14 protein-coding genes and 1 other RNA gene are annotated in these 15,672 nt (G+C 39.8%); 9 read left to right on the top strand and 6 right to left on the bottom strand.

Annotation, left to right across the window (positions count from 1 at the left end; genetic code table 11):
* Window positions 1–5: 5 nt before the first annotated feature.
* The 8 genes from rnr to QLQ22_RS22700 all read left to right on the top strand — a co-directional run bounded on the left by rnr (window position 6) and on the right by QLQ22_RS22700 (window position 6,985).
* Complete coding sequence (rnr, locus tag QLQ22_RS22735) at window positions 6–2,390, top strand: ribonuclease R (RefSeq protein WP_240549804.1); 2,385 nt, start codon at window positions 6–8, stop codon at window positions 2,388–2,390.
* A 100-nt stretch (window positions 2,391–2,490) separates the two neighbouring features.
* A complete protein-coding gene (gene smpB / locus QLQ22_RS22730; protein ID WP_223438251.1) occupies window positions 2,491–2,961 on the top strand; it encodes an SsrA-binding protein SmpB in 471 nt (156 codons plus the stop codon).
* Between the two features lie 169 nt (window positions 2,962–3,130).
* Window positions 3,131–3,494, top strand: a transfer-messenger RNA (tmRNA) gene (gene ssrA, locus QLQ22_RS22725).
* An 836-nt stretch (window positions 3,495–4,330) separates the two neighbouring features.
* The gene (locus tag QLQ22_RS22720; RefSeq protein WP_252207504.1) at window positions 4,331–4,651 is read left to right on the top strand and encodes a PadR family transcriptional regulator; all 321 of its coding nucleotides are present in this window, start codon (window positions 4,331–4,333) and stop codon (window positions 4,649–4,651) included.
* Window positions 4,652–4,722: 71 nt separating this feature from the next.
* Window positions 4,723–5,064, top strand: a complete 342-nt coding sequence (locus QLQ22_RS22715) for a DUF1048 domain-containing protein (RefSeq protein WP_252207502.1) — start codon at window positions 4,723–4,725, stop codon at window positions 5,062–5,064.
* 170 nt (window positions 5,065–5,234) lie between these two features.
* Complete coding sequence (locus QLQ22_RS22710; RefSeq protein WP_284015626.1) at window positions 5,235–5,996, top strand: ABC transporter ATP-binding protein; 762 nt, start codon at window positions 5,235–5,237, stop codon at window positions 5,994–5,996.
* Window positions 5,997–6,746 (top strand): ABC transporter permease, encoded by a 750-nt coding sequence (locus QLQ22_RS22705; protein WP_284015625.1) that lies wholly within the window; start codon window positions 5,997–5,999, stop codon window positions 6,744–6,746.
* 80 nt (window positions 6,747–6,826) lie between these two features.
* Window positions 6,827–6,985, top strand: coding sequence for a hypothetical protein (locus QLQ22_RS22700; protein WP_223438242.1), 159 nt, complete (start codon window positions 6,827–6,829; stop codon window positions 6,983–6,985).
* A 245-nt stretch (window positions 6,986–7,230) separates the two neighbouring features.
* Here QLQ22_RS22700 and QLQ22_RS22695 read toward each other — a convergent pair whose 3' ends face one another.
* Window positions 7,231–8,460, bottom strand: coding sequence for a cytochrome P450 (locus QLQ22_RS22695; RefSeq protein WP_284015624.1), 1,230 nt, complete (start codon window positions 8,458–8,460; stop codon window positions 7,231–7,233).
* 322 nt (window positions 8,461–8,782) lie between these two features.
* Here QLQ22_RS22695 and QLQ22_RS22690 point away from each other — a divergent pair, with 322 nt between their 5' ends.
* On the top strand, window positions 8,783–9,334 hold the full coding sequence (locus tag QLQ22_RS22690; RefSeq protein WP_223438238.1) for a PadR family transcriptional regulator: 552 nt from the start codon (window positions 8,783–8,785) through the stop codon (window positions 9,332–9,334).
* A 1,462-nt stretch (window positions 9,335–10,796) separates the two neighbouring features.
* On the opposite strand, the gene QLQ22_RS22685 is transcribed toward QLQ22_RS22690, so the two are convergent.
* From QLQ22_RS22685 to QLQ22_RS22665, 5 genes are all read right to left on the bottom strand, one after another.
* The gene (locus QLQ22_RS22685) at window positions 10,797–10,997 is read right to left on the bottom strand and encodes an IDEAL domain-containing protein (protein WP_223438236.1); all 201 of its coding nucleotides are present in this window, start codon (window positions 10,995–10,997) and stop codon (window positions 10,797–10,799) included.
* A 445-nt stretch (window positions 10,998–11,442) separates the two neighbouring features.
* Window positions 11,443–11,619 carry a twin-arginine translocase TatA/TatE family subunit gene (gene tatA / locus QLQ22_RS22680; RefSeq protein ID WP_252207494.1) on the bottom strand — a complete coding sequence of 59 codons (177 nt, stop codon included), beginning with the start codon at window positions 11,617–11,619 and terminating at the stop codon, window positions 11,443–11,445.
* A 75-nt stretch (window positions 11,620–11,694) separates the two neighbouring features.
* Window positions 11,695–13,431: a metallophosphoesterase family protein gene (locus QLQ22_RS22675; RefSeq protein WP_284015623.1), complete on the bottom strand. Its 1,737-nt coding sequence runs from the start codon at window positions 13,429–13,431 to the stop codon at window positions 11,695–11,697.
* Window positions 13,432–13,737: 306 nt separating this feature from the next.
* Window positions 13,738–14,463 (bottom strand): HAD family hydrolase, encoded by a 726-nt coding sequence (locus tag QLQ22_RS22670; RefSeq protein WP_284015622.1) that lies wholly within the window; start codon window positions 14,461–14,463, stop codon window positions 13,738–13,740.
* A gap of 415 nt (window positions 14,464–14,878) precedes the next feature.
* Window positions 14,879–15,661 carry a DeoR/GlpR family DNA-binding transcription regulator gene (locus QLQ22_RS22665; protein ID WP_223438230.1) on the bottom strand — a complete coding sequence of 261 codons (783 nt, stop codon included), beginning with the start codon at window positions 15,659–15,661 and terminating at the stop codon, window positions 14,879–14,881.
* Between the last annotated feature and the right edge of the window lie 11 nt (window positions 15,662–15,672).

Here is a 15,672-nt window from a genome sequence, read left to right as displayed (position 1 = left end):
CGCAAATGGATAATAATATGAAGATACATATTGATAAACTGCTTTCTTTTATGAAAGAAGAAGCATACAAGCCTTTAACCGTCCAGGAGCTTGAAGAAGCGTTTGGAATTGAGGATTCTTCTGAATTCAAGGAGTTTGTAAAAGCTCTTGTGATGATGGAGGAACAAGGTCTGATTGTGCGCACAAGAAGCAACCGCTACGGCTTGCCGGAACGAATGAATTTAATTCGAGGAAAAGTCAGCGGACATGCTAAAGGATTTGCATTTGTTATTACAGAGGATCCAAATCAAGGAGATGTGTTTATTCCGCCGAGTGAGCTAAATAACGCCATGCACGGGGATACTGTCCTGGTCAGAGTCAGCACCGAATCGAGCGGGAGCAGACAGGAAGGCACAGTAATCCGCATTGTAGAGCGCGGTCTGAAAGAGGTTGTCGGAACTTATACAGAGAGTAAAAACTTTGGTTTTGTCATCCCCGATGATAAAAAGATTCCAAATGATATTTTCATTCCTAAAAAAGCTTCAAATGGAGCAATTGAAGGACACAAAGTGGTTGTTCACCTGACAACATACCCAGAAGGAAGAATGAGTGCAGAAGGAGAAGTCATTGCGATTCTTGGACATAAAAACGATCCAGGCGTTGATATTCTATCTGTTATTCATAAGCATGGTCTTCCGCAGGCTTTCCCGGTAGAGGTATTAGAACAGGCCAATGATGTTCCTGAAACAATCAGTGAAGAAGATATCAAGGGCCGCAGGGATCTTCGCAATGAGGTCATTGTCACAATTGACGGTGCGGATGCAAAAGATTTGGATGATGCAGTTACCGTTACAGAGCTTGAAAATGGAAATTACAAATTAGGAGTTCATATCGCGGATGTCAGTCACTATGTGACAGAGAACTCTCCAATTGATAAGGAAGCATTAGAGCGCGCAACGAGCGTTTATTTAGTTGACCGCGTTATTCCGATGATTCCGCACCGTTTATCAAATGGCATTTGTTCCCTTAATCCAAAGGTGGATCGCCTGACGCTCTCTTGTGAGATGGAAATCAACAGTCAAGGGGAAGTTGTAAAGCACGAAATTTTCCAGAGCGTAATCAAAACGACAGAGCGCATGACATATTCTGATGTAAAGGAAATACTGGTTGATCAAAAGCCAGAACTGCTTGAGAAATATGAATCGCTAGTACCAATGTTTCAAAGGATGGAAAAGCTTGCGCAAATACTCCGCAATAAAAGGATGACCCGCGGGGCAATTGACTTTGATTTTAAAGAAGCAAAAGTGCTGGTTGATAAAGAAGGAAAGCCTCATGATGTTGTCATACGTGAACGCACTGTTGCTGAACGTTTGATTGAAGAATTCATGCTGCTTGCAAACGAAACAGTTGCAGAGCATTTCCATTGGATGAATGTGCCGTTTATTTACCGCATACATGAAGAACCTAATGCGGAAAAACTGCAGCGATTCCTGGAATTTGTAACGAACTTTGGATACGCCGTAAAAGGAACAGCAAACACAATTCACCCTCGTGCCCTTCAGGATATTTTAGATGATGTAGCGGGACAGCCTGAGGAAATGGTTATATCCACTGTCATGCTGAGATCGATGAAGCAGGCTAAATATGATCCTGAAAGTCTGGGGCATTTTGGTCTTTCAACGGAGTTCTATACTCATTTCACATCACCGATCCGCCGTTATCCGGATTTAATTGTCCATCGCTTAATCCGCACCTACTTAATTGAAGGCAAGGTGGATGAAGCAACAAAAACAAAATGGGCAGAAAAAATGGACATGATCGCGGATCAATCATCGAATATGGAACGCCGGGCAGTTGATGCTGAGCGTGAAACAGATGACCTGAAGAAAACGGAATACATGCTTGATAAAGTCGGGGAAGAATATGACGGGATTATCAGCTCAGTAACGAACTTTGGAATGTTCGTTGAGCTTCCTAATACAATCGAAGGTCTTGTTCACGTCAGCTATCTGACCGACGACTATTACCGTTATGATGAGCGGAATTATGCGATGATCGGCGAACGGACAGGTAACGTCTACCGCATCGGTGATGAGATTACAGTACGCGTTGTGAATGTAAACAAAGATGAACGTGCTGTAGATTTCGAAATTGTCGGCATGAAAGGGACAAGACGCCGCCAGCCAAGTGATGCTCCTAAAGTAATCAAAGGAGACCGCGGCAAAAGAAGCGGTGCTAAAGAGGGCAGAGGCAGAAGAAAATCATCAGATGAAGGCAAGAAACCTGCAGAGCGAAGCGGCAGTATTGATGATGGCTGGAGCAATCAAAATCCGAATAAAAAGAAAAAGAAGAAAAAATCGTTTCAAAATGCTCCTGCAAGTAAACGAAAAGTAAAAAAGAAAAAACGTTAAATAGAAAACATTTAGGATGGGAGCCTCTCTAGGCTTCCTTTTCCATTCATATTTTGTTAAAATATAGCCTATCGTTATAGAGAGAGAAAGGGGATGCAGCATGCCTAAAGGATCTGGAAAAGTCGTTGCTCAAAATAAAAAAGCAAATCATGACTATTCGATTGAAGAAACGTATGAAACAGGCATTGTTTTGCAGGGGACGGAAATTAAAGCCATACGTGCTGGACGCGTTAACTTAAAGGACGCTTTCGCAAGAGTGCAGCAGGGAGAGGTTTTCCTTCATAACATGCATATCTCGCCATACGAACAAGGCAACCGCTATAATCATGAGCCCCTTAGAACAAGAAAGCTATTGCTTCACCGAAAAGAAATCAGCAAGCTGATCGGACTTACAAAAGAAGAGGGTTATGCGCTTGTTCCCTTGAAAGTTTACCTGAAAAACGGTTTTGCTAAGGTTTTGCTTGGCTTAGGCAAGGGTAAAAAGAAATATGACAAACGTGAAGACTTGAAGAAAAAAGAAGCGAAACGCGAAGTGGAACGAGCTTTCCGCGACCGTCAGAAGGACTACTGATTGACAATAACTTACAATTGATTTCTTGTTTCTATCTGATATAATAGAACTTGTAAGACAAACAGCACAATTTCATATCCGCTCTGATCTTTCATGAGCGTTTCCGTTTCCCTTTAAGGGACTTCCCATAGTGAAGCTGGATTAACTTCCATGCCGATCTTACTATCATGGGGACGTTACGGATTCGACAGGGATAGTTCGAGCTTTAGTTGCGAGTCGAGGGGATCGTCCTCGTTAAAACGTCACGCCAATAATAACTGGCAAATCTAACAACAACTTCGCTTTAGCTGCTTAATAACAGACTATAGCGGTTCCTCCCTCCATCGCCCATGTGGTAGGGTAAGGGACTCACTTTAAGTGGGCTACGCCTGATGCCTCCGTCTGGGGATAAAGGAAGAGACCAATCAGACTAGCTGCTCCGACGCCCGTTGATAGGCACAAGAGTTAGCGAACTGCGAATATATCAACTACACTCGTAGACGCTTTAGTGGCGATGTTTCTGGACGTGGGTTCGACTCCCACCGTCTCCACCATACATATTTTGGTGAAAAAATAACAATGTGTGATTTTACCCATAAAACTGCCGGATAGGTAAAGATATACTTAAAACTTTCGGCAAAAATATTCTTTAAATTACTTTTATTTAACTAATTAACATTGAGAGTACCTAACTAATGACTAGGTGCTCTTTTTATTTTGTTGTAAATTACACATCAATTGCATTGTAAGGATAAAAGCATATTGTAAACATAAGACATCTTAATAAAAACTTGAAAGTTTAATTCGGAAGGAATTGGTCAATGAAAGTAGGAGAAAACCTCATCGTTTTCACACCAGAGAAACCGGGAACCTACATGTACAGCTGCTGGAGGGGAATAATCCGCGGTGTAATCATTTTGAAAGAAGCATAGGAGGAAGTAAAAGCTCCATAATGAAAATCGGTTGTATCCAATGGGATAGCTGGTTTTAAAAATATTTAGAAAATCCAGTTGACTGTCAACCTACTACGTGTTACGATATACCTGTAGTAGGTCACACTGGATACCAACACTACTGAATAGTGAAGTTGCAAAAATATTTCAAGAAAAATAGTTGACACCCCTGCTACTCGGTGTTACAATGTACTTGTAATAAGCAATACTTAATAGCGTAGTTTCCCAAAAGCTATTAAGTAAAAATTTTCTTGAGTACTAAGTTATACTGAATATAAGTCAGACAAAATAGAGGAGGCCCTGAACATGGGAAATTTAACTGAAATGCTGAAGGGTTCGCTGGAAGGCGTGATTTCCCAAAAGCTATTCAGTAAAAATTTTCTTTAGTACTAAGTTATACTGAATATAAGTCGGAAAGAATAGAGGAGGCGCTGAACATGGAAAATTTAACTGAAATGCTGAAGGGTTCGCTGGAAGGCTGTGTGCTGGAAATCATCAGCCGCCATGAAACCTATGGCTACGAGATCACCCGCCGCCTGAACCAGCTTGGGTTTACCGAAGTCGTGGAAGGGACTGTCTACACCATCCTCGTGCGATTAGAAAAGAAAAAACTGGTGAACGTAGAAAAGAAACCTTCAGATATGGGGCCGCCCCGCAAGTTTTACTCACTTAATGAGGCTGGCCGCCAGGAACTTGAATTGTTTTGGAAAAAATGGGATTTTGTATCATCAAAAATCAACGTCTTGAAGTCAATCTAGCTTCATAAGATATTCCGTACGATATTTTTGGAGTGTCTTGTTCAGCTTTATTAAAAAGGAGGAAAAATAACATGATGGAAATGTTCAAAAAAATGATTGGTGATAAAAAAGAGTACAAAATGATGATGGCACGGGTTGAAGCCCTGCCAGAGGACTACCAGTTTGTATTTAAGAAAATTCAAAACTACATGTGGAATTTCTCAGCGGGCAGCGGGATGGATATGCTGCACATACAGTATGAATTAATCGAGTTGTTCGAAGCCGGTGCGGCGGAAGGCAGACAAGTGCTGGAAATCACTGGGGACGACGTGGCGTCCTTTGCCGACGAACTAGTGGCAAATGCTAAAACCTATGTCGCCAAGTATCGTGAAGATTTGAATCAGAGTATCATGAAGCGATTGGGAAAAAAATAAATTCAATAGATAATACCGACTGAATAGCTGGTTACAAATGTGAATTGCCACCTTCGTTATTCAGTTATATTTTCAACCAGTAATAAGTTATACTGATTATCAGTCAGACTGAATAGAAGAGTATAGGCAATCTAGCTCCGCAAGGCGCTTATTATAAGGAGGAAAAAAGTATGAGCAATGCAGCGATTTCTGTAAAAGGGTTAAAAAAATCCTTTAAAGACAAGGAAGTCTTAAAGGGGGTGGATTTTGAGGTGCGGCGCGGCGAAATTTTCGCACTGCTGGGCTCAAATGGAGCGGGCAAGACGACGACGGTCAACATCCTCTCGACGCTGATGAAGGCCGATGGCGGCGAAGTAGGTGTTAGCGGCTTTGACGTCCAGCGTCAACCGGATCATGTTCGCCAGAGCATCAGCCTGACAGGGCAGTTCGCAGCTTTAGACGGCATGCTCACCGGGCGGGAAAACCTGATGATGATCGCCAAGTTGCGGGGAGTTTCCAATCCCGCTCAAGTCGCCGGCAATCTGCTTGCAAGATTCAGCCTGACCGATGCAGCCAACCGCCGGGCGGACCAATATTCCGGCGGGATGAAGCGCCGGCTTGACATCGCCATGAGCCTGATCGGGACGCCATCAGTCATTTTTCTCGACGAACCGACGACAGGGCTTGACCCCGAAGCTCGGATTGAAGTCTGGGATACCGTCAAGGAGCTTGCCGGCGGCGGCACGACCATCTTGCTGACGACCCAGTACCTGGAGGAAGCCGAACAACTGGCGGACCGTATCGCCATCCTGCATGGCGGAAAAATCATCACGACCGGTACCCTTAACGAACTCAAAGAGATGTTCCCGCCGGCGAAAGTGGAGTACATCGAAAAGCAGCCGACATTGGAGGAAATTTTCCTCGCGATCATCGGCAAAAAGGAGGAGAAGTAAATGAAAAGCAAAACAGGGGTATTACTAGGGCGTTTAATGCGCAACATCATGCGCAGCCCGGATACGATTATCACGGTGGCGATTACGCCGATTATGATGCTGCTGCTGTTTGTCTACGTATTTGGCGGCGCCATAGAGACAGGCACGGACAACTACGTCAATTATTTATTGCCGGGAATCTTGCTGATGGCTATCGCATCCGGCGTCGCTTACACTTCCGTCCGGCTGTTTACGGATGTAAAGAGCGGGCTGATGGCGCGTTTCATTACCATGCCCATCAAACGCTCGTCGGTATTGTGGGCTCACGTGTTGACCTCGCTTGTTTCCAATGCGCTTACTATCGTGGTGGTTATCCTCGTCGCGCTCTTGATGGGCTTCCGTTCCAGCGCTGATATCCTGGATTGGCTCGCGGTAGCCGGGATACTCGGGCTGTTTACGCTGGCGCTGACATGGCTGGCGGTCATTCCCGGATTGACAGCGAGGTCTATGGAAGGGGCGACAGCCTACTCGTACCCGCTGATTTTCCTGCCGTTTATCAGTTCGGCCTTTGTCCCCACCGAAACCATGCCTAAAATTGTCCGTGCGTTCGCTGAGAACCAGCCCGTGACTTCAATCGTGAATGCGATTCGTGCCCTCTTGTATGATGGGTCTGTTGGCAACGGCATCTGGATCGCGCTTGCCTGGTGCGTCGGCATCATGGTCATCGCTTACTTCTTCGCCAGTAAAGCATTTAAACGCCAGTTAGGGTAAGGACACCACTATGGGATTAGCCATATCAATAGTCAGCCGCTGCGATGAATGCATTTGCTATCACATGGAAGGCTGCTTAAATGCCGGGGGCAACCATCGACGAAACCATGGAAACCCTCAAAATTGGTGTGATTGGTGGCGGCTCGATCACTTATCCCAACGCGAGGTTTGCCATGCATGCTTTAGAAGAATTTACAGCTTGTAGTGCTCTTTCTCAGGAGGAGAAATTAAAAGAATAAAGCCCATAGATATAATTCACAGTAAAAGAGTAGATTCTGAAGCAAAACCGATTTGGTAATCAATGTCATTAACTTAAGGAACTATGGATTACATTTCAGTTGGAATGTGATTCATAGTTTTTTTCGATTGAACATTGCTTTTAGTTGATACTTTAGTTGAAAAAGGATATTTAACCAGAATCAATAAAAAAGAGAACAACAGAAGTGATCTGATGCTCCCAAATTCCACTAACATATCTTAATCCTTACTTGTAAACCTTCATCGGTAAATCAGTTAAGGACTGTCCCGTAGCTGAAGCAGTTAAATTTTTTTCTAATTCAAACTCATTTACTGGTTCGATACGAGAAAACTTTTGTAAGAATGCCTCAAGTGCAATTTTCATTTCTAATCGTGCAAGAGGTGCACCTAAACAGAAATGTGGACCATTTCCGAATGTCAAATGCTTTTTATTGTTTGAACGATGAATGTCTAGAGAGAAAGGATCGTCAAACATATTTTCATCCATGTTGGATGCACTCATCCACGCGATGACTACGTCTCCTTTTTTTAACTCAACGCCTAATAAATTATTGTCTTGTTTTACAGTACGATCTCTTCGTGACATTTGAAAACGGTATCGGAGCATTTCTTCAACTGCGTGCGGCACTAATTCCAAATTATTTTTTAGCACCCCATATAATGACTCATCATCATAGAGAAATGAATAGAAAGTATTGGCGATCGCATGGCTGGTTGTTTCAACACCCGCACCTAAAAGCAACATTGTGACCTGCACTATTTCCTCATCCGTATACTTTTCACCATCTACCTCAACTTGGATTAAGTCAGAGATAATATCGTCAGAAAGATTCAAACGTTTTTGAACAACTATAGGGTAGAGATATTGGAAATATTCGTTTGCGGCGTTTTGTTTTTCTAGTTCAATTTCTTCCAGCCTTTCTTTGTCGTAAGGTTGGAAAAGGATATCAACCCATTTTTTGAATTGATGCCTATCTTGTATTGGTACCCCAAATAAATCGGCTATAACTAGACTGGGTAAAGGAGACGCCAAGGCTTCAACTATATTAACATCAGAGTTCTCTTTTATGTCTTCTACAAGTTCAGCTGCAATCTGTTGAATACGAGGTTCCCAGTTTTTCAAGCTGCGGGGAGTGAAAGCTGCTGCCAATAAAGAGCGACTCTTCCTATGTTGAGGAGGGTCCATATTTGTAATGTTTATAGGAGAAGGCTTTTCTTGTTTGTTATTAGCTCCAACAAAAATAGTTGTTCTAGATCCTTCACTTGAAAAGAATTCATAGTTGCTTAAAACCTGTTTAACATCTTCATATTTAAACACATTCCATGTATTTGTTTTTTCATGATAATAAACAGGATGATGGTGCAACATTTCTTTATACCAATCAATCGGAAAAAATTCCTCTGCACGTGACTGGAAATTTGTGATTTCTTTAATTGGAATGACTTCTTTATTCATAATAATTCTATTCCTCCTTCAAAATGGATTACACAACTTGCCTTTACTTTTTAATAAAGTATCATACCGGTGTGACCACTCCCTACTTCCACATTACTCTAATCAGAGTAATTTTTATAGAGTAAATGGAAATAGGACATGGAACCTGCATATGGTTGGAATTCGGTTTTAATTAGCGTTGATTTCTGGTCTTCGATGATGTCAACAGCTATACATAATAAGAAAATGGAACGATTCGATTGTATAAAGCGGAAGTATGACGAAGCTTAATATGATAAAATTTAAGGGTTTAAAGAATTTTTATCTGAAAGGAGAATTCCTCTTGTCTCTTTCATTATTTATACTCGGGAGTTTAGCCGATGAAAATAGCCATCCTTACAAATTAAAGAAAATTTTGCTTGATGCACTACCTATAAATAAAATGAGTGAAGGAAAATTTTACTATAACTTTGAGGCGCTGAAGAAAAAAGGATTCATTGAACCTGTCGAATCCATTCAGAAAGAAAATCGTCCAAACAAAACCCTGTACAGGATTACTCAGGATGGAAGACATTTTCTTGAACAAGAGATTTACAGCAGTTATAAAAAAGTTTCAAAGGTAGAAGACCTATACATATCCATTTATCTGTTGAAATATATTGATCCAGTTAAAGCCGCTTTTTATCTAGAGGATGCTATCAAACAAGAAAAGAAAAGATGGACTCAATATAGAGAGACTAAAAATAAAGAAGAAATCAAAAAACGTCTTGCACTCCTCGGTGAAAAACAGCAGAAGTCTGTACAATTTATTAGTGAACATGCATTTAGCCAAGCAGAGCAAAATATTCGCTGGATGGAAAAGCTCTTAACTTTTTTAAAGCAGATCGATGATTGAAAAAAGCAGAATCTCTATGTCTGCGTATAGGGATTCTGCTTGAATATTATTTTCTCTTAAGATGATAACCTTTGAATTTTTTTACCTTCATTCAGGGGGTGAGCCAGAAAAGAGGAATCATACGCAAGCAATGAGTACCCAAATTCAGGGGTGAGCCAGAAAAGAGGAATCATACGCACTCAATGAGTACCCAAATTTAGGGTTGAGCCAGAAAAGAGGAATCATACGCACTCAATGAGTACCCAAATTCAGGGTTGATCCAGAAAAGGGGAATCATACGCACTCAATGAGTACCCAAATTCAGGGTTGAGCCAGAAAAGAGGAATCATACACACTCAATGAGTACCCAAATTCAGGGTTGAGCCAGAAAAGGGGAATCATACGCACTCAATGAGTACCCAAATTCAGGGGTGAGCCAGAAAAGAGGAATCATACGCAAGCAATGAGTACCCAAATTCAGGGTTGAGTCAGAAAAGAGGAATCATACGCAAGCAATGAGTACCCAAATTCAGGGTTGAGCCAGAAAAGGGGAATCATACGCACTCAATGAGTACCCAAATTCAGGGTTGAGCCAGAAAAGGGGAATCATACGCACTCAATGAGTACTCAAATTCAGGGTTGAGCCAGAAAAGAGGAATCATACGCAAGCAATGAGTACCCAAATTCAGGGTTGAGCCAGAAAAGGGGAATCATACGCACTCAATGAGTACTCAAATTCAGGGTTGAGCCAGAAAAGAGGAATCATACGCAAGCAATGAGTACCCAAATTCAGGGTTGAGCCAGAAAAGAGGAATCATACACACTCAATGAGTACCCAAATTCAGGGTTGAGCCAGAAAAGAGGAATCATACACACTCAATGAGTACCCAGATTCAGGGTTGAGCCAGAAAAGAGGAATCATACACACTCAATGAGTACCCAAATTCAGGGTTGAGCCAGAAAAGAGGAATCATACGCAAGCAATGAGTACCCAAATTCAGGGTTGAGCCAGAAAAGGGGAATCATACGCACTCAATGAGTACCCAAATTCAGGATTGAGCCAGAAAAGAGGAATCATACGCACTCAATGAGTACTCAACGTCATCGGTTTGCTGTACCGTAATTAGCCGAGACTGACGTAAACCACATTTTTATTCCTGTTTTATATCACTACTAAATTCTGAATTAAATATATTAAGCAGAGTAAATCAGCAATGTTGAAAAGCAGTTTCAGATAGACAAAGAACACGAGAAGTTTGCAGAATTTATGAGAGGCTATGTTTCAACTAGAATAGAGCACACAATTTATTGGCTTGAAAAGTTAATTAAACGAATTAATCAAGGGGAAAATATCATTATTGTAGTTTGGTCCATAAAGGAATGAATTCTTTCAGTTAATGAAAAAAGGGAAGAAGTATTTCTACCTTCTTCCCTTTTTTTATAGTTTGAACATTTTATGTCTACCCGAAATATATACAGCAGTTTAGGAAATATTCTTTAATTCCTCAGTTAATCGCATGAATTCTTCTTTGTTTTTATTCTGTAGCGAGTGATCAATTTCTTTTTGGATTTGCTCTTTACGGAAATTAAGAAGAGCTTTGTCTAACACCATTTCGGCGAATAAAGAATCCAGGATTTTTACTTCAGGTTGTTGTGGGGGATTAAGCAAATACTTTTTTTCCATAAGAACTCATCTCCTTACCCTTTTTTCTATTATAAAGATAAATATCGAAATATTCAAATATTTAAATGTAGTAAAATTTGGATGGAAGGTAAAGCAACTTATTGGAGGTATATAATAAGCTTCGCTGTTGCATATTATGGTGATTTGTTGAGGATATAGAACTGCATCAGGAGGATTAATAGGAGAAGGGCAGCATTTCATAGGGACACTATTGGTTGCATATACCCCAAAGGGATGCTTTTGATTAGATACAGATTTTCTCATTCCAAAAAAAGTGGAAGATGTAAGCTTTCTGCTCACATCTTCAAACCAGTTATCCTATATTAACGGGCAGTGACCTAATGAAAGTGAATCGAAGGTTGGGTTAAATTGCCGCAAAAGTCCGTTTGGCTCAACAAACCATCAGTGGGGGTGAAGCAAAAGCTCCACTGATGAAAGTTCCATTTTATTTGGATTGTTCCTTTTCTTTATCGTCTGAAATTAAATCCTTAGTAGAGCTTTTAAATTCGCGCAGTGTGCTGCCAAAGGCCCGTCCAATTTCAGGTAACTTAGATGGACCAAATATGATGAGAGCAATGATCAAAATTAAGATTAATCCGGGTATGCCGATATTTTGAAACATGCTGTTCCCTCCTTGAAATATGATTAATGATCTTATATACAGTTCTATACTTTAAATTTTAAGATATTACTAATACTATTCTTTACTTCCTACTGTGAATGTTGTTGAAGCTGCAGACTCATATCCGCTGCCATAGAAATAGACGAATTTATATGTAGCACCTTCTTTGTATCTGCCTGGATTTGCATTGTTTTTTGGGTCATAAGTAAATTTACATGTTCCATCTGTTATTTTAGTATACATCCACCATATTGAAGCAATATCTCCCGGTTTTTCATTTACTTCATATATACCAATCCAGTCACCGTTAGGGATTCTGGCATTTTCAACCGAAACTTCCACAGTATCATCTACACCACTTAACTCATTTTTGGATAAGGTAATCGTTATATCTTTAACCACCCCGTCCAATGTTTTTCCTAATACTTTCAAAGAATTTCTACTTACATTTCCATATGCATCAAGGGCATGTACTTCAATCTCATATAATGTATTAGGGAGCAATCCGTCGATTGGCAATGTCAATGGATTTGGTACAGGATCTTTGTAGAACTCTGAGAACGCAAGGAATTGTTTAGCAATTTCCTTTGTTTCTGCTTTTTTCACTACTACTTTATAGTCGTGCAGGAGAAGATTATCTTTAGCTTGAGTAAACATGATTGCTAAACTGGCAGCCGTCGTTTTTTCATGATCAATGGCAAGCATTGAATTTGGCTTAAAGAAAGGTGCATTTTTGTCTCGATCTTCTGTATATTTAAATTTACGCTTATCAGCAGGATAGCTAATCTCAAATGGTTCTCCTGTCCAAGCATTTTTATGAATATCGCGGCGATGAAGCAAAACTTTGTTGTCATAAACCTCTACCACAAGAGCTTGATTCAGTATATCTGCGCCTTCAGGCACTTCTCCCTGAATTCTTCCGCTATCAAGCCACAGGTAAGCACCTGTAGAAGTCCCAATAGTAGTAAAATCTTTTTGATGGATAATTCTTGGATCATCTAAAGGGTAATGTGTGTGACCGGAAAAAGTAATGGCTTGCGGATATTCTTTCAGCGTATTGTAAAAAAGGTCTCTGTTTTCTGAGAAGCCCCATTCGCTTCCATAAATGGTATCTTTGATAGGCTGATGGTGGAAGACGAAAATTGGTTTTTTTGGATCATCAGCGTTTGCTTGCCTTAATTGTTCACCAAGCCAATCAATTTGCTTTTGTGAAAATGTTCCTTCTGTTCTGCCATCTTCTGTGCCTAAAACAATAAAATGATAGCCTTTGATTACCTTGTGATAGTAAATAGATTTCATTCCTGTTTTCTCGAAAAACCTTTTTTGAGCATCAGTTACTGATAATCCATTCCAGTAGTCATGATTTCCGATTGCAAACATAGAAACTGCTTTAGATTGTTTTTTGGTATTGTAAGCAGACATAAACTTGTCATACTCTGCAGTAACACCATTATCTGTTAAATCACCAACAACTACAAAAGCGTGCTGCTTTGGCACTGCCCGGTTTAATTGTTCTAGAGTAGTGGTGAATTTTTCTAATGTATTATTACTGTCCGCATTGATATGAACATCGCTTATAACTGGAAATATTAAATTAGGTTTTTTTCCTTTTGGATTTAAAAAGGAAGGGCTGGAAGTGATTGATGCTGCATTTACTGGTATGCCAGGCAGTGAGCTTGCAAGAGTTAAACCTAAAGCAACTCCGGCCACTCCAGTTGTCTTTTTTATAAAGCTGCGTCGGTCCATTCCTTGGTTAAAAGTATCAACATGCGATAATTCTTCTGTTTTATTTTGTGATTGATCATTGCTCATTGATTTACTCCTCTTTTCATGAAATTTAGTGTAGTCAAAACGTTTCATTCATTGATATCGTTTTTTCTTTCCGGCTCTGCAAATTTACTGATTCATGCTTTCAGCAGAAGTCACGGCTGTAATAATCACTTTCTTCTCATTCTGAAATAAGTTTTTCAATGGTGCGTATGTTAAAACTAAACTCCTTGAAACTCAAGTAATATTTTGTAATAACTCAATCATTTGCTTGTTGAGATGCCAGTGACCGATCACCTCCTTCTCATCCTAATTTATGGACTTGCCCTATAGATATAGATGACATAAACTTTACTCCCAGATGAACCTGTCATTTCCATCAATAAGATAATCGACACTCGGAATAACAAAGTGAGCTAGCTGATATAGTTCTTGATAAGAACCAACTCCTGACAAAACACCTACTCCGAAACGAGCACTGCTATTTTTAGCCAGCTGCATATCAATGATTGTATCTCCAACAATGACAACTTCTTCTTTTTTTAGATGAAACTTTTTGCAGAATTCTTCAACCACGTCAGGAAAGGGCTTTTTTTTATATAAATCTGCTGTTCCTAAAAATTGAACATCATTTAAAATGCCTAATTGCTGTAAACAAAGTTTTGTAGTCTCATAGTCATCTGCCGTAGCGATCCCTGCTATGATCCCCTTATGCGTTAAGGAAGAAAAAAGCAGTGACAGGTCGCAAACCGGTTTTATTTTATCTATATGTTCTTTCGTCTTTGCTAACAAACGCTCAGACAGCCACTGGTGCAAATGCGGCATATCTTTTGGGAGTATTTTATTAAATGCATCGGCCATATCTAATGATGTTCCGCAAGCTAAATATCCTTTTTCATCAACTATTCCGTTTCTTAACCCTATTGCATGACACAGCTTCTCTTTTAATGTTGTATTGCCCTTATCTTCTATCCTGTTTAGTAGCTCATCAATAATTTCATAAGAGATTTGAATCCAAATCTCCCTAAATTGTAATAACGTTCCGTCTTTATCAAACAAAATCCCTTTAATTTCCAAAATGCCATTTCCTTTCATTCTCTATTAATTATTTTTTTGTCCCACATTAAAGGTGAGAGCAGGTAATAAAAACAGAAATACATCTGCTGACTTGGGCCTTTAAGTTGTCCGTTTTTGAATAACACAAAATAACACTTTATTGCACAAAAAACCTCTTTCATCCATAAATAATACTCATCGATTATTGATTTTATTTAATAATTGTGTAAATTATTGTTGAATATTTGTTAATAAACTTAAAACAACACATTTATACAATTTTCTATATATTTACACTCTATGGATTAACTATATTATCAAGTAATGTTGAATTTATTGAAGCGAGGGGGATGGGGTATTTTTGAAAAAGGATGACTGAGGACTTTTTAGATAACAATATTTACGAAAAGGGCAAAAAAAGAGGGAAAGTGGACAGTCACTTTTCCTCAATAATAGACTTATTCGCAATTTCGATACCTTCGTTTTTGTACTTCTGCAGGACTTTTTCTGAAAGTTTGGAATCAGAAATAATGCGCTCGATTCTGTCAAAATGACAAACTTTCAACAAAGATGCAACATCGAACTTGCTGCTATCAGCCAGCACAATGACATTTTGAGAGTTTTCAAGCATACTCATTTTCACTTGGTATTCTCCTAACCCGTAATCTGTAAGTCCTTCAGTCAAAGAAATACCACTTACACTCATAAAAAACGTATCAATGTGAAACCCCTTGAAAAATTCCTCTGCTAAATGACCTACCAGGCATAATTCTTCATTTCGAAGTACACCTCCGGGCATCAAAATTGTATATTGAGGCATATCTGAAAGTTCATTAGCAATGATTAACGAATTTGTGATAACGGTAAGTCTCTGAAACCTCTGTTTTAATTCCTTCGCAAATTCAGTATTAGTTGTACTGACATCCAACGCAATGGATTGACCTTCCGTCACATATTGTACAGCAATTTTTGCTATTTCCTTTTTTTCCTGAATGTTTTTGGCTTCCCTCAATGTGAAATTGACTTCTTGGCTGTTCACATTGTCTAAGACTGCTCCTCCCCTTACCCTTCGTAAATACCCTTCTTTCTCGAGATGTTCTAAATCCCTGCGTACTGTTTCGGTAGATACTCCGAACAGTTTGGTGATCGAAGAGACCTTTAATGATTTATTATTTCGTAAATATTCCAAAATATTTTGATGACGATCATGTGCTAACAATCTTTTCACCT

This window comes from Metabacillus hrfriensis (assembly GCF_030127205.1).
Taxonomy (GTDB): domain Bacteria; phylum Bacillota; class Bacilli; order Bacillales; family Bacillaceae; genus Bacillus_P; species Bacillus_P dongyingensis.
This window is presented reverse-complemented; position numbering and strand designations above follow the sequence as displayed.

Excerpts from the sequence above, each read along its gene's own strand:
- rnr (WP_240549804.1), top strand. The coding sequence starts at position 6 with ATGGATAATAATATGAAGATACATATTGATAAACTGCTTTCTTTTATG.
- smpB (WP_223438251.1), top strand. The coding sequence starts at position 2,491 with ATGCCTAAAGGATCTGGAAAAGTCGTTGCTCAAAATAAAAAAGCAAAT.
- QLQ22_RS22720 (WP_252207504.1), top strand. The coding sequence starts at position 4,331 with ATGGAAAATTTAACTGAAATGCTGAAGGGTTCGCTGGAAGGCTGTGTG.
- QLQ22_RS22715 (WP_252207502.1), top strand. The coding sequence starts at position 4,723 with ATGATGGAAATGTTCAAAAAAATGATTGGTGATAAAAAAGAGTACAAA.
- QLQ22_RS22710 (WP_284015626.1), top strand. The coding sequence starts at position 5,235 with ATGAGCAATGCAGCGATTTCTGTAAAAGGGTTAAAAAAATCCTTTAAA.
- QLQ22_RS22705 (WP_284015625.1), top strand. The coding sequence starts at position 5,997 with ATGAAAAGCAAAACAGGGGTATTACTAGGGCGTTTAATGCGCAACATC.
- QLQ22_RS22700 (WP_223438242.1), top strand. The coding sequence starts at position 6,827 with ATGCCGGGGGCAACCATCGACGAAACCATGGAAACCCTCAAAATTGGT.
- QLQ22_RS22695 (WP_284015624.1), bottom strand. The coding sequence starts at position 8,460 with ATGAATAAAGAAGTCATTCCAATTAAAGAAATCACAAATTTCCAGTCA.
- QLQ22_RS22685 (WP_223438236.1), bottom strand. The coding sequence starts at position 10,997 with ATGGAAAAAAAGTATTTGCTTAATCCCCCACAACAACCTGAAGTAAAA.
- tatA (WP_252207494.1), bottom strand. The coding sequence starts at position 11,619 with ATGTTTCAAAATATCGGCATACCCGGATTAATCTTAATTTTGATCATT.
- QLQ22_RS22675 (WP_284015623.1), bottom strand. The coding sequence starts at position 13,431 with ATGAGCAATGATCAATCACAAAATAAAACAGAAGAATTATCGCATGTT.